Here is a 20,362-nt window from a genome sequence, read left to right as displayed (position 1 = left end):
TTAAATTGGATTTATTTAAGTATGCTTTTGAAAATGATATCTCATTACTACAATCCAATCTTGACTTTATCGGTGTTAAAGACCCTAGAGGTAAAAGTCTCTTACATTATGCAGTCTTAGGTAGTGCACACGATGTTGTTGATTACCTATTAAGCCAAGATATGGATGTAAATATAACAGATCAGTTAGGAGAAACTGCACTTTTTGATTGTGCAAGAAAAGGTAAATTACTACTGGCTAAAAAACTGATTGAAAAATATGCGAGAGTCGATATAGAAAACTCCAGAAATGAGACCGTTTTACACCTTGCTTGTCATAAAGGGAATTTAGACATGGTAAAGCTCTTAATGGAATCTGGTGCAAACCCTATGGCTAAAACAACAGAAGACCGGTTACCAATTCATTATGCAATTCTTGCTGGTCACGAACATTTAATTCATTACTTAATGGAAGTTTCTAAACTTTCTTGGTTCTATTTAGATGATGCATCCAATACATTTTTACATTATGCAGCACGCACAACGAATGAATCTTTAATTGATTTATTTTTGAATCAAAATCTAGATCCAAATGCTTTAAATGATCACTTTGAAACTCCACTGTTTAATGCAGCTAAATATGGTACCAAAGATACTGTCATGAAACTTTTAAAAGCTGATTGTTTTATCGATATTGTGAATCGTCGATTTGAGACACCAATTGTGCTTGCGAAAATGAATGATCATCAAGATATCGCTAGATTCTTAGAAGAATGGAAACTTTCACCAACTTATATTAAACTGGTTGAATCCCAAAGCTTAACACTCGCAGTATTAAACAGAGATTATAATAAATTAAGAGCCTTACTTGAACAAGGTTATCGATTAAAAAAGGACCATCTTAAATTGACAGCCCTTGATTATGCAAATAAATATAAATTAAGTGTATGTATTAATTTACTAAGACCTTATGCGTAAGGTCTTTTTTTTACATTAAACTAATGATTGTTAAGATCATAGCAACTAAATTATAAGCACCATGAATAAACATGTTCATGTAAATATTCTTTTTATTTTGAATATAAATTAATCCGAGTAAAACACCTGAGATGATATAAGAAAGACCTGATGTTAAAGCAAGTAGCATATCTCCTTCTAAAAGTTCAGTTGTAATATGAATTGATCCAAAGGCAACAGCAGATACAATTAACGCAACTGTTTGGTTCTTGATTAATCCAAAGATTGCTTTACGGAAGACGAGTTCTTCAACAATAGGTGCACCAACGACAGCAACAATCACCATAACAAACCAAAGTGGTCCCATGAGTGATCTGTTAATTGAAAGTTGGTTAGCAGAGATTTCTTCTGGAATATTTAATGTCGTATTTAATAAACTAACAATCACATTTGTTATAATGCCACCTGCAAATAAATAAAGCACACCTAAACCAGTTTGACCAAGGATTGTAGACTTTTCGATTTTCTTTAAAGGGTCTAAATCTTTAGCAAGTGAAGGTCTAAGTAAAACAATTAAGATTCCAGAGAAGGCTGCATATAAAACAAATGAGAAGATGTCGGAGAATGTATCATTAATCAGTATGGAAGGTTCTAATAATAAGTTATTTGTTGTTAAATAACTGACTGTTTCATTTGGTAAAAAATCAGGAATTGAAGATTCTGCAATATATAGATTGACAGTTGCTGAGTTAGCCCAATTTGTTTTTTCTCTTGAAATTAATGTTAGGAATCCTTGTTCTGTTAATACAGTTTGATATCGATAATCAACAATGATGACTTCAACATTACCTAAATCTTGTTCATTAGTAAAGAATGATGCGTAAGAATTTAAATAAACGGTATAACCATCTTTTTCATATGCAGGCATTAAAATCTTTTGATATGGCTTAAATGCAGGCATGTCTTCAGTTTTAATGATTAAGACACCATTGACATCACTAAAAGCTGATTCTATGGCCATTTCAACAGCACTTGCTTGCTTAAATATGAATGAATTATCACGTGAACCAGCTAGAATCAATAAGACAATTATAGATGGTACAATTAAGTAAGCAAGATAAGTTAGTATTGCGAAAGCGAATCTAGGTTTTTGACTATCATTGAATTCATGCTCATCATCATGTAATGATTTAAATTCGTTTTCGATTTGATCTAATTGTTCTTGCATGTAATGTCTCCTTAAAATGTTTTCTATTTCTATTATACTAGATATAATAGTAAAATCGATTGATGATATAATAAGATGTAGGAAAGATGTAAGGAGACTAATCTATGAAATTAGCAATTGTCACTTCAAATAAACATAAATTAGAAGAACTTAGATCTATCTTAGAAGGTACACCTTTTGAACTCATAAATATCAAACCAAATGAATCTGAAGTACCAAAAGAAACTGGAAAAACTTTTGTTGAAAATGCGAAAATTAAAGCATTATATTATGCGAAGGCGTATAATATACCAGTCATCTCAGATGACTCCGGATTAGTTGTTCCATCACTTTACGATTTGCCTGGACTTTATTCATCAAGGTATTCTGGACTTGGTGACATAGGTAACAACCTGAAACTCTTAAAATCCTTAGAAGGAAAGACGGATCGATATGCGTATTTCAACTGTACGATTTGTATTGCTTTTCCTGATTTAAAAACATTTGTTTTTGAAGGTAAGTTTGAAGGTGCAATTGGTTATTCAATGGATGGTAGTGATGGTTTTGGTTATGATCCGATTTTTATTCCAAAAGGTGAATCCCAATCACTTGCAGTATTAGGTAGTGTTTATAAACGTATTAACTCTCATCGTGCAGCAGCACTTAAAAAATTTTTGGAGGGTAAGGATGAAATTATTAATTACTGGCGATATACATGGCAGAAGTGACTTGCTTGAAAAAGTCATAAAGAATGAAGAAGGCTTTGATCTGCATCTTAATACTGGAGATTTAGGATTAGATATTAAAACAGTAGAAAAAGCTAAAATGATAGCAGTTAAAGGTAATAATGATTATTATCATGATCTTCCAACTGAAAGACTGATTGAATTTGATGGTTTAAAAATACTTTTGACACACGGACACTTGCAAAGTGTTAAATATGGATTACAAGAATTGATTGATCTTGCAGAATCACTTAAAGTGGATCTTTGCATCTTTGGTCATACGCATGAAGCATTTTATAAAACAATTCACAATATTACCTATATTAATCCTGGTGCATTAAGTGAATTTAAAGATAAAAGCTATGCTGTATTTGAAAAAGGAAAGGTGAGTTTTATCCATGTCGATTGAAAAAGAAATGCTAGAAATAGCAAAGAATGTATTTAATGTTGAAGAAGATAAGATTGTTGTTGAATCTCGTTTTAAAGGTGGAATGAGTAATTACACTTTTAAAGTGTTAGTGAATGGTGAACCTTTTACAATTCGTAAAATTGGTGAAGGTGGAGAACCAATCATTAACTTACAAACCGAAAAACAACATTTAGATTTAATTGCTCCACTTGGTATATCATCTGAAATTGTATATTTTGATACGAAGTCAGGTATCAAGGTATCAAAATATATTGAAGGTACACCTCTTTCACAAGAATTTAGTGAAGATGACTATAAAGGTGTTGCAGATACATTACATAAACTTCACCATTCAAACATCAAAGGTGCAGATTATGATTTAAAGAATCGATTAAGAAGATATGAAAAACTTTTAAAAGAAACTCCATCTCATGATTATCACATGTTAAAAATGTTTTGGTTAAAAATGTACGATGAAGAGTTTTCTTCTATCAATAAAGTATTTTGTCATGGGGATGCCCAAAGATCTAACTTTGTTAAAGGTACTGACAAACTGTATTTATTAGATTGGGAATTCACTGGTATGAATGACCCATTCTATGATATTGCATCATTTGGTAATATTAATTTTGATGATGCTGAAAAATTACTTTCTATTTATTTAGACAGACCTGCACAAGAGGAAGAATTAAGAAGATTAAGATTTTACAGAATGTACCAAGTACTTCAATGGCACATTGTTGCAACCTATAAACATGAAATTGGATTAAGCGAAAAACTACACTTAGATTTCCAAATGATTGCAGATAAGTACTTGAAATTTGCAGCAACCTTGTTTGAAAAAATTAAAGGGTGATCTTTATTAAAATAGACCATTTACTTGAATTATCACCATCAGATAGTTCAATTTTAGAAATTGAATCATTTTTGAATTCACAATCCTTAACGGTTAAAAACTACTTAACCGTTTTTATCCATTTACTTAAAATGAAGTTTGAACTGGGGTATTTTAAAGATGTTTATGAATATGGATTGAAATATTATCGTGAAAATGAAAAAGATTTAAAATCACAAGAAGCAGAAAGATTTTATGAACTGATTTTTTTGGCAGCACTTGAATTAAAACAATTTGAAGTGGCTTATAAATTTTATAGTTTAAGAAAAGAAGTTTTACCTGTTATTAAAAGGTATTTAGCTGAATTAAATTTAATTGAATTTAAAAAACGCACACATCAAGCATATCAATCGGATTTAGAAGCGACCCTTCAGGATGTGATACCTGATGATGTCAGACTTAAACTTTCAAAAGATCTTTTAAATATCTATTTAGAAAAGAATGAAGGACCAAAAGCTTTATTGTTAATTGAATCAATGAAAAAGATTGACCCAAGTCAATCTTATATACCAGATTATCTAAATGTTCTATTCAAATTAGAAAAATATGATGAAGCTAAAAGTTTCGCCTTACAATTTAAAGGTCATCCAAAGTTTGAAATGGATGCATTTTTAACTTTATTAAAGATTTATTTACTCGAAAAGGATTATCACCGTGCAACCATTTTAGATGCAGATTTCTCCCATAAGTTTGATGAAATGGATAGTAATTTTTTAATTGAAACTTATACACTTTTAATTGACCTTTATACTAAGTTAAATAATAAGTTTTCAATTGATTTATATCAAAAGAAATTAAAAGCACTTCAACGTGTTGAAAAGAAAACTGAAAAACAAACCTTTCAAGATGAAAGGAAGGTTTCAGAAGACACACATTTCTTTGAAATAAAAGAACCATTTATAGAAAAGAAAAAGTCCAGTCAAAATCTAGAACAAATGCACACATTAATTGATTTAATGGCATTTTCACATCAAATTACTGAGACTAAACAGCTGCGTGATTTCTTAAGAAATTTCTTCATGAAAGTTGAAGAATATATTACAGTTAAAGATATGATTGTTTTTTCAAAACGTGATGAGATGTTATATCACTATAAAAAAGAAAGACTTTATGATAAGCAACTTGCAAAAACGACTTATCAAGAATCTTTAATTGGTGAAATCTTAAATGATGGTGAAGAACGTTTTGGTAGACCATCTGCATTTAAATATGATTTCAATATCTTAACATTAAAACCGTTTGATGAAACAATTAAATATGTTTATGGATTCGCACTTTTTGATTTAGGTGTATTTGTTGTTTATCTTGATAAAGATGTGAATGATCCTGCGCTTTATTTTGACCTTTTTAAGGGCTTAGCAACTATCATTTACACATGCTTATCTGATGAAGAAAAACGCAATAGATTGAAAGTTCAAAATGAATTTTTAAATCAAATCATTAATTCAGAAATACTTGCGATTAGAATCATGAGTGCTTATCAACAACAGTTTAATAAAGCAGCTCAAAAACTACTTTATGTTGATCAACATTTACCGCTTGAATCATTTATGAATCGTTTATACGTGCATGAAGTTAAAGAATATGATAAAACAATATCAAGGTTATTTGAAAAACCTGGATTGTTTGACACATCACTTTATCATTTTAATGAAAAACAAATAAAAGAAAAGATGATTTCAATTAAAGATGGTGATGAAGTTAAAATTGTATCCATTTTTGAAGATTTAACAAGCTATTTTGAAGAAAAGAGTAAATTAGTTATGGAAGCTACCGTTGATTTTGAAACTTCATTATCCAATTTAAACGCACTTAATCAAAGAATGCCTGAGTTAATTAACGAAAAGGGTTCAATGATCTTAATTAACTTTAATGAGTCAATTTTACCAATTTATGGTTATGAAGATACATTACAGTTTTTCAAAGAATTTGGTCAAGTGACTAAAAAGTTCTTTGAAGATGGTGAAACGTATCGTTTTTCAACTTATCAACTGTTTGTTTATGTACCATACAACGATATTAGAACTGTTACAAAGACCATTAAGGACTATTTAAAGGTAGTTAGTGCTTACCAATCTCAAGTTATTCATTATGAAAAATTCCATCCGAAACTATCAATTATTCGTTATCCGGTTGTAACAGAGGAAAAAAATCCTGCAAAAATTTACCGATATTTAGAATTATCACTTGATTTCTTAAAACGTCAAGAACATGGTGAAGATTATATTTTCTTTGAACATAAGATTTATGAAGATGAAGTATTTGAACAACAAGTCATTAATTATTTAAATGAAGCAATTGAAGGTCATCAACTTGCATTAACCTTTAATCAATTAATTGATCTTTCAAGAAATGTTGTTTGGCAATACGAATCTGATTTAATTTTAGATAATATTGATATTGATTCTAAGTATTTACTAGCAATTGCTAAAAAGCGTAACCGTTTATTTGATTTAGAAAAATATCATATTACAATGGTTCTAGAGTTCTTATCATTATTAGAAAAAGAAACTGAGAAGTTAATTAAAATTACAATTCCTGTTTCTAAAGAAACCTTCTTAGATCCTAACTTTAATCCGTTTATAATTGGTTTATTTAAAAAGTATGGTATTCCATTTGAATTTATACGTTTTAAAGTTAAAGGTGGGGAGATTAAATCAACTCAATATTTAACTCAAATAAATGAATTGACTGAAACCGGAATTGGTATTGATACAACAGCGATTGATGTTGCATTAAGCTTCCCATTCAATGCACTCCATTTAGATGATAAAAAAGGTGATTCAAAATGGTTTGATTACATCAAGATGTTAAAGGTCTTACTTGAATCACATCAAATGGCCCTCGTTATTAGAAATGTTAAAAGTAAAGAACAAAAAGAATACCTAGAAAACTTAGGTATCCGCTATGTTGAAGGACCGATTTATAAAAAAGTAAGTGCAGAAAACTTACTTTATAAGATAGCAGGTAATAAACATGGAGAAAATAACTAAAGCAATAGAAAATTTACAATTTGATGCAAAAATCAGAGCGGAAAGTAGTTTATCTATTCTAGAGCATGTCGATGACATGCTTTTAGAATTTAAAAGACGAGAATCCACAGACCAGGCAAGTATTTTACTGGATATCTTTGGTCTGATGCAATCTTTATTTGTTGGTATAGATGCTTTATATCAACTTTCATTTTCAGTGACAAAATATAAATATCACATCAACATTAACCAAAATAAAAACTTAAGAATGTTAAAGTATTTAAGAAATGATGTTGTAGGGCATCCAACAAACCGTAACTATGATGATGGTTCCTATGGATTTTCAGTCATATTAGAAAGTGAAATTAAAAGAGATTCATTAGCATATGTCACATACATTATTAAAGATAAAGAAATCACCAAAGATAAAGAGATTATTGATTTTAGTAAAGTGTTAAAAGCTTATACGGAAGAAAAGGTAAAACTTTTAAATGATCTAACCGCATATCTTTCACGTAATGAACAAAAGCTATCATCTTATGCATATCTTGTCACACTTTTTGAAAAAGGTGTAAAAGGTGAATTTTTAGAAAATGATTTAGACAGTTTAGAAAGACTCATCATGAGGGAGCAAAACTTATCTAAAGATTCTAATAACCGATTTATTTGGCGTTTAGAGCTTTTGAAAAAATTATATGCGTGGCATGATGAAAAATATCAAGCATATATTAATTATTTGAAGTTAAAAGAGATTTTACAACTTTATAAGATGACACTTGATATTGCAGGTAAAAAGGCTAAAATGCCTAAATTAAAGCTGCCACTCATCTTATTAGAGATGAATGCAATGTTATTAACAAATTATTCTGCCCAAGAACTCATCAGACATTTAAATGAATCGAGTCATCCAATGTTTAAATATGATTTAAATCACCTAATTGAACTTGTAAATCAAGAAGATTTGAAAGAATTCTTAAATTGGTTTAAGGAAATAAGTGATTCTAACCTTAGTTACATTGTTGGTAAGTCACTCAAAGACCTTAATAACTAAATATGTTATAATATAAAGAGAGAGATAAAAGGAGTTTGATCACTATGGCATGGAGCAATGAAACATATTTAATTGGTGAGCGTGTAAAAGTTGAAGGAGAAAGAGAAACTGGTGTGATCACTAGACTTGATTTAGATCGTGGTTTAGTATACGTCATGTTCAAGCGTCTTCGTGAAGAAGCTTATCGTTATCCTGAAGCGATTGATACACAAATATTAATACCGTTAGTTCAGAAAAAACATTAAGAATCCCACAAAGGATTCTTTTTTTCCACAAAAAATGTGGAAAACTCACATAATTAGCCTACCACAGTTCATATTAAATGACAAAGGTTTATAAAGGTGTTAAAATACAGTCAAACTTAAGGGAAGGAGACAGGAATATGACAGATAAAGCATATAAAGAGTGGTTACAAACTGAATATATTAAAAAGAAAAAACCAACAATTGATGCTTTACGTGCAATGACTGTTGACGACCTTACAGATCATATCAAAGCGTATAAAGAATTTATGCTTGAATTGATTAATGACTATGAACAAGAAATTATTGATGGTAACATCCAAAAACAAATTGAAAAACAATTAAGACAAGTGGATGCATTAGAAAATTTCTTAAATGAAGGATTAACTCAAAGCTTAGTTGAATTAATGTTAGATGAAGATATCATTATGCATTTAATCAATAAAGTTAGAAAAGAACAAAGTATTGGTGCAACTTGCGAAATATCTTTTGAATAAGATATTTCTTTTTTTTTATAATTTGATACAATAGGGATATTATGATAAATATATTAAGTTCAAGAACAATTTATGATAGAAAAGATGTCTATCCTGTTTTAAAAAAGTACATAAAAGAAGATTCTAAAATTGTTGTTATCGCATTCTCATTCTTTTTACAAGGCTATCGTCATGACCTTTACGTAGAAAGCTATACTGCACCAGAAGGTGTATGGTATCAACATATTGTTGAACCGTTTAAACCATATGGTATTAAAGAAGAAAACATTTCATGGATCCTCTATGATAAGGATACAAAAGAAACTGCAAAGAAAAAGATCGAAGCAGCAGATATTATCTTCCTTCCTGGAGGAGCTCCTGATTTATTTATCGAACGTTTAAAACAATATGATTTAATCGAATTTTTAAGAAATCAAGATAAAATCTTTATGGGTCCTTCAGCTGGTACTATGATTCAATTAAATTGGTTCCATATTTCACCAGATCCAGATTACAAAAAGTTTATGATGTGGGATGGACTTGGTTTAATTAAAGATTTTGGTGTAGAGGTACATTATAACCGTCGTCGTCAACAAAAGAAAGCAATTCGCCGTGTATCACACATGGACGAAAGACCAATTTATACATTCTTAGAAGAAGGTTATATGATCCTAGAAAATGGTAAAATTGTAGGTCAATATGCTGCTCCAAAATACTACGAAAAAGGTAAAAAAGTTAGATACTAACACTGTATGTAATAAAAGAGGCTATTAGCCTCTTTTTAGTTTTGTTTTTTAGTGATTAAAATAATTACTCATAAAAACCATCAGTTGTAATAAAATCTACACCCATTTCAATAAGTTTTAAAGCAATATCTTTATCATTAACTGTCCAACAATTAACCTGTAAACCAAGACTATGAATATAGTCTACGCGTGTAGGTGTTAAGTGAGAATAATGTATATTAATATCAAATTTCATTGATTTGGATAAAGTAATTAATGCATCGTTATAATCACCTAATAAAAGTTGACAATTTGATTCTTTACGAAGCAATTTTACTCTAAGTAGATTATCAATATAAAATGATATAAAAATAGTTTGTTCCAGGTAACCAAGAGTTTCGATTTTTTCTATAATGTTTTTAATTTTTAAAGTCGTAAATGGAGCCTTAAGTTCTAGAACAGCAATCTTTTGATACTTTTTACAAATCTTTATATAGTCTTCTAAATCTGGAAGTGTATCTCCATTATTAAAAATAATGTTTTTTAAATCTATACTTAATGTTTTATCAATGAATATTTTCTGATCTGAAATTTTAACAAAATCATCATGATACAAAATATATTTTGAATCTAATGTTTCATGTACGTCAGTTTCAATACCATAAAACGGAAGTTCACCTGCCATTTTGAAAGCTGTAACTGTATTCTCATCTGTTTTACTGGTTAATCCCCTATGTGCTATCCACTTAACGTTTGGATATTGTGATATATCAAATTTAAAACCCATAATCCACCTCTATATAATTATTTTACATAATATATAGAAATAAAAAAAGAATTAAGATTGCCTTAATTCTTTTAATTGTTTGGATGGTACACTCTGTCGGGATCGAACCGACGACCCATTGATTAAGAGTGAAATAGTCTTATAAAATTAGCAATCTTTAGTTAGATTGCTTTTTTCTTTGACAATTACATAGTTGATCACCGGTGAAATTCGAAGGATGAATGAGGAACTGGTGATTAATACTCGCCACTTTATTGAAGGTATCTTGGTTCTTGTGGTGAGTGACCAGGATACCTTCAATAATTTATAGGCATTTAATTCAGACAATATCTGAAATTGAAAATATATTTAGAGAGGATTTTAAATGAGTAAAGAAACAAATTTTAAAGTAATTAAAGTTAAAAGATCGTCACAAAAGAAGAATGAATATCTTTCAGGGTTTATGTATGGAAAACCAAAATTTGTTAAAGACAAAAAAGATGCATTGAAGTTTTATGAGAAAACAATCTTTGATCCTAGGTATGATTCAGCACCTACAAAAGTTCATATTGCAAAAAACTTTGGTGAAAAGGTAGGTATTAAATCTGCAATTAAAGAACTACGACAATACAAATCTTATAAAGTCAGTCATGAAGGTTAAATATGATCTATACATTGTTTGGTTTATTATTAGGAATAATTGTTGGAACTTTATTTGGAATGTCGTTCACTCTTTGGTTAATTGATTATTCTTATAAAAAGCATAAAAGAAATTAAAGAAATTTTGTAATGTAGGTTATCAAGTACGGCAAAAAATAATTAGAAAGGTAGGAACAACAAAATGCCATTGAAAAGTACAAGTAATAAAGCAAAAAACATAATCAGAAGAGAGATTTTATCAGCATATAATGGTGAATCAAAATCTACGCGTACAAGATTTAAGATGTTTAAGAGAGATGCAGATGCTGGTAATGGTGGAACAAGAGGTTACACATCAAATTACAGAAAAGGTGCATACATGGTTGAATCCGGTATGCTGAGAATTCCAAATCATGACATTGCTATGAATTTCTTATCAAAAATTTATGGTAAGAAAAAAGCAGAAAAATTCTTGAATGATGGAAAAGCATTCAATATTTATAAACATTTAATCGGTCGTGAATATGACTCAATGATTAGAGAACAAAGATCTAATCCAAAGGCACCATTTTATAAAAAAAGTAAAGAGTCAAAGAGGTATTAAATATGGCAAACATATTAAGACCAAATAAATTACGAAAATCAAAAGATGGTAAAAAGATATCACAAAAAACTAATGTTTGGAAAAGTCCATCTACACTGCATCGAGTAAATAATCATATCAATCATCTATCTAAAAAAGGGCAAGTATTACCAATTAGACAAGAAAAGAATAAATTGATGATATCCGTTCCCAAAGAGAATGCAATATATACGTACATTCTTGATGATAAAGGATATGTAAAACAAATATCACGTTTTTAAAGTTTTATTAGATACGAAAGGTGGTGAAAAATATGGAATGGATAACAGAAACATGGGATAATTTTGTTCTTTGGATACAAGAATTATGGAATACACAAATACTTCCAAATTGGATTTTATTTGTTTTAATTCTGATCTTAGTCATTTTAACAGTATTATTATTAGTTTTTTCTGCAAGAAATGACAAAGAAAGTCGTGGAAATAGAAGACTTTCAAGAAAAAGTCCACCACGAATTAGATTTTAGTTTTCTCCTTTGGTGGTGCAACCTAAGAGCGATGGAAGGTTAGATAATTGGACTGAGTCGTGTAATGAGTCAAACAGCCATTTAATTTGAATAAACAAGGTGATGTTATTGAGCAAGAAATCTTTAGTGGAAAAAGTGAAACATGTAAATAACGATGTGATTTATTTAACTAAAGATAAGACTCGTGGACATCATGTGTACGTTTCAGCTCATGATAAAAAAAATAAACGAGTTGCAGTTAATGTTATCACTTCAGTTGTTGATAAATCTGGAAAACCTAAAGAGAAGACCTTAATACAATTAAAAAATGGGTTAGTTCTAGTAATTAATAAAAGCAACGCTAATTTTGATCGATTATCTGGAATTAAAAAAGAAACTTTATCTTGGAATTTTAGAAACAGAAGACCTTTACTTGAAAATGATTTAGAAGAGAGTAAAAAGAATTATGCAATAAATCCAAAAAAAGTTAGAGATATTCAAAAATTTATATTTGATCAACCTGGTAGTTTACTTAATTATAAAAATCGAAAAAGATCCAGGTTTAAAGCAAAAAAAATGTGGAGGTAATATGCCTCCACGTGTTACGGACTCTAATACCGTAGCTCTACATTTAATTTATCATACGACAAGCTTAATGTCAAGATTATAGAATGCCCAGAAGACAAGGCTGTAAATATTGTCAAAAGAAAGAGGAAAGAAAAGATGCAAAACGCACAAGAAACAAAAGTTGTTCCATTTGTGGAACTAAAGAATTTAACTAAAGAGGATGTTAAAAAATATCCTCTATTCCCAGTGAAGTTAAGAAGAACTGTGACAAAATCAGGTATTCAAACTTCAGTAACATTGAAATTGAATGAATCTAATTTGCAGATTCCTTTAGTTTCAAGTGAACGATTGTCAAATGGAAGTTCAAGACAGCTTAGATATTTTCAACCTGATATCTTTATCGCTTTGATTCTTGAATTAGATCTACCTCAAGTAGATGAAAACGGTAAAGATTTAAATGATTGGAATATTAAAGCAGCAGTTAGATTTGTTAAGGGTAAGTATAAGAGTGACAAAGAATATTTTTCACTTGAAATTGTATTTAAACAATATAAATACCATGTTCACTTCTTATCACAACCACAAATTACAATTCTTGAGCATTTAATCAAGAATAAAAAATTGGTAGATGTCACTAACAAACCAGTAAAAGTTGATTGGATTGTTAGACCAGATGCAATTGATGATATCGAAGAATTAGAAGATTTCAGTTTCTAAATTAAAAGTTAAAAATATCTTTGGTAAATAAAAGAAGGGAAGTGATAAATATGCAACTTGAATCTGTACTTATTGTTTATACAATTGCATTTGTTTTATTACTTCCCATTCTTTTTGTTAAAGGATTTAGAAAGAAACTAAGAAAGAAATTAGATTATTCCATCTATTACATTAAGTATGTGCTTGGATGGATTATCGGTATTAATGGTGATATTAGAATGGGGAAAACCTCATTAATGTCAGGCTTATCATCATTATGTCAATTGATTATTATCAATGATATTGATGATCTTCTAAATAAAACAATGAAGATATTTAAATACATTGATTTTAATGTTTTAAATGATCAACTTAAAAATTATTATGAAACAGTTATTGATGAAAAGATTGGTTATCCGGATTTTGAAAAAATCACTGAAATGGTTTTAGAAATCTATCAATTAGATGGTGATTCAATACATTACGATATGATTGGTCATAAAAAAATTAGAAAGTTGATTTTAGATTATATCTTTTCATATTATTGTCTCGAAATTAGAAATAATTTCGTTCAATCAAAGACTCCATTTTACTCTAATATTACACATCAGTTTAACCTGAAATTAAATCTCGAATGGTTAAACATAAGAGATGCATTTAAAGAAAAGGATTATGCGATCTTAGATTGGATGGTTATTCTAATTGATGAATTAACGGATGAAGCTGGTGCAATGAAGTATCTTGAAGATCCTAAAGATGAATCAGGTGCTAAAGAGTATCGAAGAAAATTAGGTCAAATCCATCAGGAACGCAATCGGATCATCTCAACTAAACAGGATGTTATGGATGAAATTAAAAAGTTTAGAAATCTTACACATAGCAATCTTGTTATTGATGAAAGAGTATCCACTTTGGGAAATCACATGTGGATATATCACTTAATAGAATTTGTATGTAATATACCGATTCTATTACTAAAATTGTTTGTAATTAATCCAATATTTATCTGGTCTAAACTAACCAGAAAAGGATTATCCTGGGGAGATATTTATAAATATTACCATGATAAAACAGGGATTATTCGTAAACAAGAATCGAAACTTTACTATTACAAAATGTTCTTCCAAAGCATCGGATATAACAGATATCAAGGTTATAAACTTAAACGAGCTGAAGACATTGAAAGAGTAACTGCAGATCGTGATTATTTTGATTTAGTAATCCCAACTAAATATTGTTGGGGAACATACAATACACATTATTATGCATCAATGCAAGAAGACTTATTAAATAATTCTACTACTCAAACATCTGAGGTTAATCCATTCAAAAAAATAAATTTCTTTATAAAAGATAAAGTTACAGAACAAGAACAGAATGGAGTTGGTGAATTTGAGTTTAATTGAATTTTGGTTTTGGCTAGGAATAGCAATAATTATTATCCTTCTACTAGTTTATTTATTCATCATTAGATCATGGAAAAGATTCATCAACGAACAACGATATCATAATGAAATGTATCAGTTTAGGCATAATGAATCGTTAAAGACAGCATTCACTGTTCAAAAAGAGGTCGATTCTATGAGTGAAAATGATGAAAAAAACAGTACATGATGATGTAAGGGGGGTATCTAATAGCCCCCTTACCTCTACAAGTAGTGAATTTTTAGAACAAGTCATTTCTGGTAAAGAAGTTAAGATTGACTGGTTTCAAGTAACTTTTGACTTTATACCAATCACTCAAGTGTCCAAGCATTATTACGCACTAGACAGAAGTAACTTATTATTTCGTGAATTAATTAATTTATTTAATCGAAAAGAAACTCCTGAAGATTTGCAAGAAATGGAAAAAGGTCAGTTTGGATATATCCATGGAATTTACATTGATGAGCATATTTGGTTGTCTTTTGGAGGAAAGAAAAACAAATATGACAAATATCCCATGACACTTACTATGTCAGGACAAGGTTGTAGAACATTTGAAATGATGGAAGGTAACTGGATTGAACTATTTAAGTTTTTTCAAAAAAACGGTGAAGACAGTTTAAAGATTGGTCGAATTGATATTGCAATTGATGATTTTGAAGGAGATATCATTACACCATATCAAATACTACCTTATATCGAAAGTAATCATGTGGTAACTCAGTTTAGATCTGTAACACTTCATAAAGGATGGACTTTAGGTGAATCATCTGAAACAAAAGGATTCACATTAACTTTAGGACAACGAGGAAGCAACCAATTACAAATCTATGATAAGAGGTTGGAACGTGATCAAATGAATCAACCTGATTTAAATACATCCGTTTGGTATCGTTATGAAATGAGATTCACTGATGAAAAAGCAAGACAAGTGATGGATCTTTATACATCATCAGTTGAGTTTGATGATTCAGTATCATTCATGAGATATGCTAAATCACTTTTAATTACTTGTTTAGATATTAAAGTGTTTGATCCATCAGATTCTAATAAGTCCAGATGGGAGACACTACCACAATGGAAAGAATTTACGGATAGTTTTGAAAAAGTTGATTTAAAGAAAAAGAATCGAATTGATACAACTATTCGGAAAAAACTTGGTTGGGTTAGAGATGATTTAGCAACTACATTCTTGGAATTATACTTTGTGTTTGGTGAAGATTTAGGAACTATGTTGTATGGAACTATGAGTGAAGCGAAGTTTGAAAGAAAACATTTAAACAGAATGAATAACTACTTAAGAGATATCGACAAAGAAGAATTGACTTTAGGTGAAGTAAGAAAATTACAGGAATCATTTAAGGGTCTTAACAATGTATATGATAAAGTTTTAGAACATTATCAGTTACAAGAAGTTGAATGTGAATTTATTTGTTATGTAGATATTCACGAAAATTATACAAGGTCAGTAGGTGATCACAATGTTTAAAGATTATAAAAAAGAATACAAAGAGAATTATGATTTTATCATGATGCAATTTAGAGATTTTAATAAACATAAAAATTATGATGCTTTAAGATCACATATTGAACGTATTAAAGAACGAGATTCAAGTCCAGGACACACTAGTTTAAGAAATGAACGGTTTGATCTGAAACTCGTTCATAATGCATCTAAGAATGCGTTAAGAGATTTCACAAGAGAATGTCATCAAAAAGGTTTGACTATCTATGGCAGAAGGTTAAGGAAATGAAAAAAATATTAATTATCCTAACCATAATTTTAATTGTATTTGCCATTGATCCAATTTTTAACAATTTTATTGATACACCTTTAGCTGAAGAAGTTCAGAATGATAATAATGAAACAACTTTGATTGAGGGGTCAAGAACTGTATTGAAAATTGTGCATACACTTATTAACGAAGAACATTATGTAACGAAAACAGCATCTGCAGTAATCATGTTCGAAGATGAAACATCATATTATGCAATCACGAACTATCATGTGACTTTTAAGGAAGATTATGTAACGAATAATTTAGAAGTCACAGATTATTTGAATCAAACTTACAATGCTTTCTTTGTTGAAATGAATCAGGCACAACAAATTATTTCTGAAATATTTGATTTAGCATTAGTTAAGTTTGATAAAAAAGAACATGAATTACCGTTACCAGTAATTCGGAATATGTCTTTAAACAATACAGTATTACTTTCAGCTGTTGGATATCCAAATGGTATTAGGACATCAAATACTGGATTTTATACTGGTTTAATCAATGTAAGTGGGTATTCAATTGATCTAATTGAACATTCTGTTGAAATCCATCCTGGTTTTTCAGGAGGAGGACTATTTGATTTAAGTGGAAAACTTGTAGGTATAAATGTTTCTGGAGTGTTCAACGAAGAAGAATTTGTTACGGGTTTTGCAATACCAATATCTAAAGTTTTGGAATATATAAATTTATTTAATAAATAAGAAGGGATAAAGATGAAAAAGATTACAAATTTATTATTATTGCTTTTAATAGCAATTACAGGAACAGTGTTGTTCAGTGGAAATGCATTTGCATTTGAACCAGGTGTCGATGATTATCATGATTTATTTTATGAAAAAGGTGTTACCTTTACTATTGAGACAGTTGATGGTTGGAATGCAACCTTTAGTGAAGGCACATTTGATGCATTAAATAATCTATTAATTAAGAATGGTATGAGTGTGCCTAATGTCGATCGATTAACAATAGCAATGTATGTTAATTATGAATATTTCGCAGAAGGTAGTATTTATTATAATTCACCAGGTACAATTGCTATCGATCGAGATAATGGTGTCTCACAAGGTACTGTAATTTCAAGTATTACAAGTGCAGATTCAACTAATGCATTTTATTCTATGAATGGATTGTTTGAAGGTGATGTGATTACATTTGGTGAAGATTCATTACTTATATGGTCTGATCTTTATGACTACGGTCGTATGAATAAAAAATCCGGTGAACCATGGAGATTTTATAAATCATCTGGTACAACTCCTGAAGGTATTGTTGATGGTGCTTACATTTCAAATCATCCATCACCATCATCAGAATATGGTGCATTCGGTTTATTCAGTGGTGGTGCAACAACTGGTAAAGCTTACGATGTAGTTTATCAATCACCATACAGCAATTTCAAAATTCAAAAATTTGATAATTCATTAACATATAAAGAATTTGAAAATGTACATTTTGTTTATGTTCAAACAGATAAAACAGAAACTAATTTACATAAACTGTGGGTTTATTATTGGGAGGATGGAGAATTAGAATTTGATTCATGGACTTGGGATGGAGTAACGCAAGTTAAAGCATTCTTCTATGGTGGCTATTCTGAAGCTATTAGTGGTCAAGAATTTTTTGCAACATCAGTTGATGCAGCGAAACCACTTTCTTATTTCCAAGGATTCTTAAAAGCTTATGACTTTGTGGATGGTGATATTACTAATCAAATCTATGTTGTTGAAGATAACTATACTACAAATATGTTGGTATTAGGTACTTATACAGTTACCTTTGGTGTAACAGATTCATCAGGAAATGAATCTACACTTGAAGTTTCAATTACAGTAGCAGATGTTACTAAACCTGTAATTAGTGGTAATGCATCTAAGGTTCAGATTTCTTACACACAAACATGGAATCTTAATTCGTTTAAAACGACTTTAACGGTTACTGATAATTATGATGTATTGGATCATGCTGATATCGTAGTAGAATCTGATGGATATACTTCAAACAAAACAACTTTAGGAACACATTCGGTTGTTTATTCTGTTACTGATTCAAGTGGTAATAAGCAAACTTTCACAAAAGAAATTGAAGTTATTGATGACATCGCTCCAGTATTTAGTGGACCAACGGTTATCAATAAACCAATTGAATCAATTCTGACACTAAATCAAATTAAATCGCAATTAACTGCATCAGATGATAAAGAAGGAAATAAGACATCTTCAATAACTGTTGATAGCGATAATTACACTGGCTTTGGTAATGTAATTGGTACATATCAAATTACATTTAAAGTAAGTGATTCAAAAGGTAATTCCTCTTATCATACTGTTACAGTTCATGTACAGGATAATATTCCACCAGTTTGGTATATACAAGATGGAGTAACGATTAAGTTAGTACCACCTGTCGCATTGACTCGACAACAAATCATTGATTTATTAGTTGCAACTGGTCAATTTACAATTTCATCTACTACACAAATTAATTATGTTGTTGATGAATATACTGGAAATGAAAGTACCCCTGGTATTTATTTAATGAGTATTGAATATTCAAGTTCAAGTGGAACATCAGGAATCCATAATTTTACAATCACTGTATTAGAAGATGAAAATGAAGGAACAATTATACTTGAACCTGAATTAACACTTTGGGAACAAATTGTTGATTATGTTGTGAATCATCCAATTGAATCTACAATTATTGGATTAGTAGCAGTATTAATTGTCATTGTAATCTTTGTATTAATTTTTAGTGATCGCAAATCATACATTTCTGGTCGACACAGATAATTTATAGGGTGGTGGGTAATACCACTGCCCTATTTAATTAAATATATTAAAAAGGTGAATTATTATGTCAAAAAAAGTACAACCAGTGAAGATGCAAAAAATGAAGGGTTGGAATCCGATATTAAATCAAATTCAAGTCTATGAAATCCCTGTAGTCAGTGAATATCGAAAGAATGCTGAGTCTTTAAATGACAAGCAATTACTTGAATCAATTATTGATGCAAATATTATGCATGCTAATAAAAGATTCCGATATTACAAAACACTACATGAGGAGTACAAAAAAAGATTTGGAAAACCATTTAAATTTCACAATCCGTTTCAAAGAAAAAAAAGAGATGGTTCTACAACAAGAGGTATCTCTATGAAGAAATTACTTGAATTAAATGTTTCACGTAATCGAATAAAATCCAAAGTAAAGGGGATTTAATATGGCGTACATATATTACAAAAACAAATTAAGAAAAGTAGTTGATGTTATGGATAACTCGACTGTTCGAAAACATGAAAAAAATACTACTTTATTAGTTGAAGGTGATAAACTTGGATATGTTTTTAAGATATCAGCATATCGAAATAAAAATGTAAACGAACCTGAATCTGAAAGAACCTATAATGACAAAGTTTTTGGAGCAAGAATTCGTTTTTTAAGAGACAAGAAACGAAAACAAAAAGGTGTGGCATCCTATATTGAAAGCCAAAAGAAAAATGTTGATCCTGAAGCTTTAAATACATTCTTTAATGGATTGAAAAAAACCGTTGATGAACGAAATAAGGATCCTTATAAGTTTGATAAAAAGGAACTTAATGAAACAGTCAATATGATTAAGGCTGTTAAAAAAGTTACTTCAAAAGTGGTTTTATTAAAAGGTGACAAAAATCAAACTAACTTTAACGCTAAGACAAACACACTTTATGTACATCCAACTGATATCAGAAGATATACCAAATTGAAAGATTTAATTAGGTGATCT

Annotated in this window: 24 protein-coding genes; 22 read left to right on the top strand and 2 right to left on the bottom strand. The window is 29.7% G+C overall.

Features of this window, described 5'->3' with window-relative positions:
• Positions 1–5 precede the first annotated feature (5 nt).
• Positions 6–956 carry an ankyrin repeat domain-containing protein gene (locus JV173_RS03415; protein WP_205734891.1) on the top strand — a complete coding sequence of 317 codons (951 nt, stop codon included), beginning with the start codon at positions 6–8 and terminating at the stop codon, positions 954–956.
• Positions 957–966: 10 nt separating this feature from the next.
• Here JV173_RS03415 and JV173_RS03410 read toward each other — a convergent pair whose 3' ends face one another.
• Positions 967–2,163, bottom strand: coding sequence for a CPBP family intramembrane glutamic endopeptidase (locus JV173_RS03410; RefSeq protein WP_205734890.1), 1,197 nt, complete (start codon positions 2,161–2,163; stop codon positions 967–969).
• A gap of 104 nt (positions 2,164–2,267) precedes the next feature.
• Between JV173_RS03410 and rdgB the strand changes: the two genes are divergently transcribed.
• From rdgB to JV173_RS03370, 8 genes are all read left to right on the top strand, one after another.
• Positions 2,268–2,870 (top strand): RdgB/HAM1 family non-canonical purine NTP pyrophosphatase, encoded by a 603-nt coding sequence (gene rdgB, locus JV173_RS03405; RefSeq protein WP_205734889.1) that lies wholly within the window; start codon positions 2,268–2,270, stop codon positions 2,868–2,870.
• Positions 2,830–3,276, top strand: a complete 447-nt coding sequence (locus tag JV173_RS03400; protein WP_205734888.1) for a metallophosphoesterase family protein — start codon at positions 2,830–2,832, stop codon at positions 3,274–3,276. Before rdgB ends, JV173_RS03400 begins: the two co-directional genes overlap by 41 nt.
• Entirely contained in the window at positions 3,266–4,132 is an 867-nt protein-coding gene (locus JV173_RS03395; protein WP_205734887.1) for a choline/ethanolamine kinase family protein, read from the top strand. The genes JV173_RS03400 and JV173_RS03395 overlap by 11 nt, the downstream gene beginning before the upstream one ends.
• On the top strand, positions 4,129–7,164 hold the full coding sequence (locus tag JV173_RS07145) for a tetratricopeptide repeat protein (protein ID WP_205734886.1): 3,036 nt from the start codon (positions 4,129–4,131) through the stop codon (positions 7,162–7,164). Before JV173_RS03395 ends, JV173_RS07145 begins: the two co-directional genes overlap by 4 nt.
• The gene (locus tag JV173_RS03385; RefSeq protein ID WP_205734885.1) at positions 7,148–8,194 is read left to right on the top strand and encodes a hypothetical protein; all 1,047 of its coding nucleotides are present in this window, start codon (positions 7,148–7,150) and stop codon (positions 8,192–8,194) included. Before JV173_RS07145 ends, JV173_RS03385 begins: the two co-directional genes overlap by 17 nt.
• Before the next feature lie 44 nt (positions 8,195–8,238).
• A complete protein-coding gene (locus JV173_RS03380; protein WP_205734884.1) occupies positions 8,239–8,439 on the top strand; it encodes a hypothetical protein in 201 nt (66 codons plus the stop codon).
• A gap of 137 nt (positions 8,440–8,576) precedes the next feature.
• The gene (locus tag JV173_RS03375) at positions 8,577–8,933 is read left to right on the top strand and encodes a hypothetical protein (protein ID WP_205734883.1); all 357 of its coding nucleotides are present in this window, start codon (positions 8,577–8,579) and stop codon (positions 8,931–8,933) included.
• Positions 8,934–8,974: 41 nt separating this feature from the next.
• Positions 8,975–9,658, top strand: a complete 684-nt coding sequence (locus JV173_RS03370) for a Type 1 glutamine amidotransferase-like domain-containing protein (protein ID WP_205734882.1) — start codon at positions 8,975–8,977, stop codon at positions 9,656–9,658.
• A gap of 64 nt (positions 9,659–9,722) precedes the next feature.
• Here the strand turns inward: JV173_RS03370 and JV173_RS03365 are convergent, their stop codons facing one another.
• Entirely contained in the window at positions 9,723–10,424 is a 702-nt protein-coding gene (locus JV173_RS03365) for a glycerophosphodiester phosphodiesterase (RefSeq protein WP_205734881.1), read from the bottom strand.
• 364 nt (positions 10,425–10,788) lie between these two features.
• Between JV173_RS03365 and JV173_RS03360 the strand changes: the two genes are divergently transcribed.
• The 13 genes from JV173_RS03360 (at position 10,789) to JV173_RS03300 (ending at position 20,359) form a co-directional block, all read left to right on the top strand.
• The gene (locus tag JV173_RS03360; protein WP_205734880.1) at positions 10,789–11,064 is read left to right on the top strand and encodes a hypothetical protein; all 276 of its coding nucleotides are present in this window, start codon (positions 10,789–10,791) and stop codon (positions 11,062–11,064) included.
• 186 nt (positions 11,065–11,250) lie between these two features.
• Complete coding sequence (locus tag JV173_RS03355; protein ID WP_205734879.1) at positions 11,251–11,646, top strand: hypothetical protein; 396 nt, start codon at positions 11,251–11,253, stop codon at positions 11,644–11,646.
• Between the two features lie 2 nt (positions 11,647–11,648).
• Positions 11,649–11,906 carry a hypothetical protein gene (locus tag JV173_RS03350; RefSeq protein ID WP_205734878.1) on the top strand — a complete coding sequence of 86 codons (258 nt, stop codon included), beginning with the start codon at positions 11,649–11,651 and terminating at the stop codon, positions 11,904–11,906.
• A 32-nt stretch (positions 11,907–11,938) separates the two neighbouring features.
• Positions 11,939–12,151, top strand: coding sequence for a hypothetical protein (locus JV173_RS03345; protein ID WP_205734877.1), 213 nt, complete (start codon positions 11,939–11,941; stop codon positions 12,149–12,151).
• Positions 12,152–12,259: 108 nt separating this feature from the next.
• Positions 12,260–12,718: a hypothetical protein gene (locus tag JV173_RS03340; protein WP_205734876.1), complete on the top strand. Its 459-nt coding sequence runs from the start codon at positions 12,260–12,262 to the stop codon at positions 12,716–12,718.
• A 135-nt stretch (positions 12,719–12,853) separates the two neighbouring features.
• Complete coding sequence (locus JV173_RS03335; protein WP_205734875.1) at positions 12,854–13,414, top strand: hypothetical protein; 561 nt, start codon at positions 12,854–12,856, stop codon at positions 13,412–13,414.
• Between the two features lie 50 nt (positions 13,415–13,464).
• On the top strand, positions 13,465–14,799 hold the full coding sequence (locus JV173_RS03330) for a hypothetical protein (protein ID WP_205734874.1): 1,335 nt from the start codon (positions 13,465–13,467) through the stop codon (positions 14,797–14,799).
• Positions 14,800–14,987: 188 nt separating this feature from the next.
• Positions 14,988–16,307 (top strand): replication initiation factor domain-containing protein, encoded by a 1,320-nt coding sequence (locus JV173_RS03325; RefSeq protein WP_205734873.1) that lies wholly within the window; start codon positions 14,988–14,990, stop codon positions 16,305–16,307.
• Positions 16,300–16,572, top strand: a complete 273-nt coding sequence (locus JV173_RS03320; RefSeq protein ID WP_205734872.1) for a hypothetical protein — start codon at positions 16,300–16,302, stop codon at positions 16,570–16,572. The genes JV173_RS03325 and JV173_RS03320 overlap by 8 nt, the downstream gene beginning before the upstream one ends.
• The gene (locus tag JV173_RS03315; protein ID WP_205734871.1) at positions 16,569–17,300 is read left to right on the top strand and encodes a trypsin-like peptidase domain-containing protein; all 732 of its coding nucleotides are present in this window, start codon (positions 16,569–16,571) and stop codon (positions 17,298–17,300) included. Before JV173_RS03320 ends, JV173_RS03315 begins: the two co-directional genes overlap by 4 nt.
• Before the next feature lie 12 nt (positions 17,301–17,312).
• Entirely contained in the window at positions 17,313–19,388 is a 2,076-nt protein-coding gene (locus JV173_RS03310; RefSeq protein WP_205734870.1) for a hypothetical protein, read from the top strand.
• A gap of 64 nt (positions 19,389–19,452) precedes the next feature.
• Positions 19,453–19,818: a hypothetical protein gene (locus tag JV173_RS03305; protein ID WP_205734869.1), complete on the top strand. Its 366-nt coding sequence runs from the start codon at positions 19,453–19,455 to the stop codon at positions 19,816–19,818.
• A 1-nt stretch (position 19,819) separates the two neighbouring features.
• Positions 19,820–20,359: a hypothetical protein gene (locus tag JV173_RS03300; RefSeq protein WP_205734868.1), complete on the top strand. Its 540-nt coding sequence runs from the start codon at positions 19,820–19,822 to the stop codon at positions 20,357–20,359.
• Positions 20,360–20,362: the final 3 nt, after the last annotated feature.

This window comes from Acholeplasma equirhinis (assembly GCF_017052655.1).
GTDB lineage: Bacteria > Bacillota_I > Bacilli_A > Acholeplasmatales > Acholeplasmataceae > Acholeplasma > Acholeplasma equirhinis.
Note: the sequence above shows the minus strand (reverse complement) of the source record. Positions and strands in the feature narration are given on the sequence as shown.

Bases quoted from the DNA above. Each gene is read 5' to 3' on its own strand.
- JV173_RS03410 (WP_205734890.1), bottom strand. From the start codon at position 2,163: ATGCAAGAACAATTAGATCAAATCGAAAACGAATTTAAATCATTACAT.
- rdgB (WP_205734889.1), top strand. From the start codon at position 2,268: ATGAAATTAGCAATTGTCACTTCAAATAAACATAAATTAGAAGAACTT.
- JV173_RS03400 (WP_205734888.1), top strand. From the start codon at position 2,830: ATGAAATTATTAATTACTGGCGATATACATGGCAGAAGTGACTTGCTT.
- JV173_RS03395 (WP_205734887.1), top strand. From the start codon at position 3,266: ATGTCGATTGAAAAAGAAATGCTAGAAATAGCAAAGAATGTATTTAAT.
- JV173_RS03385 (WP_205734885.1), top strand. From the start codon at position 7,148: ATGGAGAAAATAACTAAAGCAATAGAAAATTTACAATTTGATGCAAAA.
- JV173_RS03380 (WP_205734884.1), top strand. From the start codon at position 8,239: ATGGCATGGAGCAATGAAACATATTTAATTGGTGAGCGTGTAAAAGTT.
- JV173_RS03375 (WP_205734883.1), top strand. From the start codon at position 8,577: ATGACAGATAAAGCATATAAAGAGTGGTTACAAACTGAATATATTAAA.
- JV173_RS03370 (WP_205734882.1), top strand. From the start codon at position 8,975: ATGATAAATATATTAAGTTCAAGAACAATTTATGATAGAAAAGATGTC.
- JV173_RS03365 (WP_205734881.1), bottom strand. From the start codon at position 10,424: ATGGGTTTTAAATTTGATATATCACAATATCCAAACGTTAAGTGGATA.
- JV173_RS03360 (WP_205734880.1), top strand. From the start codon at position 10,789: ATGAGTAAAGAAACAAATTTTAAAGTAATTAAAGTTAAAAGATCGTCA.
- JV173_RS03350 (WP_205734878.1), top strand. From the start codon at position 11,649: ATGGCAAACATATTAAGACCAAATAAATTACGAAAATCAAAAGATGGT.
- JV173_RS03345 (WP_205734877.1), top strand. From the start codon at position 11,939: ATGGAATGGATAACAGAAACATGGGATAATTTTGTTCTTTGGATACAA.
- JV173_RS03335 (WP_205734875.1), top strand. From the start codon at position 12,854: ATGCAAAACGCACAAGAAACAAAAGTTGTTCCATTTGTGGAACTAAAG.
- JV173_RS03330 (WP_205734874.1), top strand. From the start codon at position 13,465: ATGCAACTTGAATCTGTACTTATTGTTTATACAATTGCATTTGTTTTA.
- JV173_RS03325 (WP_205734873.1), top strand. From the start codon at position 14,988: ATGAAAAAAACAGTACATGATGATGTAAGGGGGGTATCTAATAGCCCC.
- JV173_RS03320 (WP_205734872.1), top strand. From the start codon at position 16,300: ATGTTTAAAGATTATAAAAAAGAATACAAAGAGAATTATGATTTTATC.
- JV173_RS03315 (WP_205734871.1), top strand. From the start codon at position 16,569: ATGAAAAAAATATTAATTATCCTAACCATAATTTTAATTGTATTTGCC.
- JV173_RS03310 (WP_205734870.1), top strand. From the start codon at position 17,313: ATGAAAAAGATTACAAATTTATTATTATTGCTTTTAATAGCAATTACA.
- JV173_RS03305 (WP_205734869.1), top strand. From the start codon at position 19,453: ATGTCAAAAAAAGTACAACCAGTGAAGATGCAAAAAATGAAGGGTTGG.
- JV173_RS03300 (WP_205734868.1), top strand. From the start codon at position 19,820: ATGGCGTACATATATTACAAAAACAAATTAAGAAAAGTAGTTGATGTT.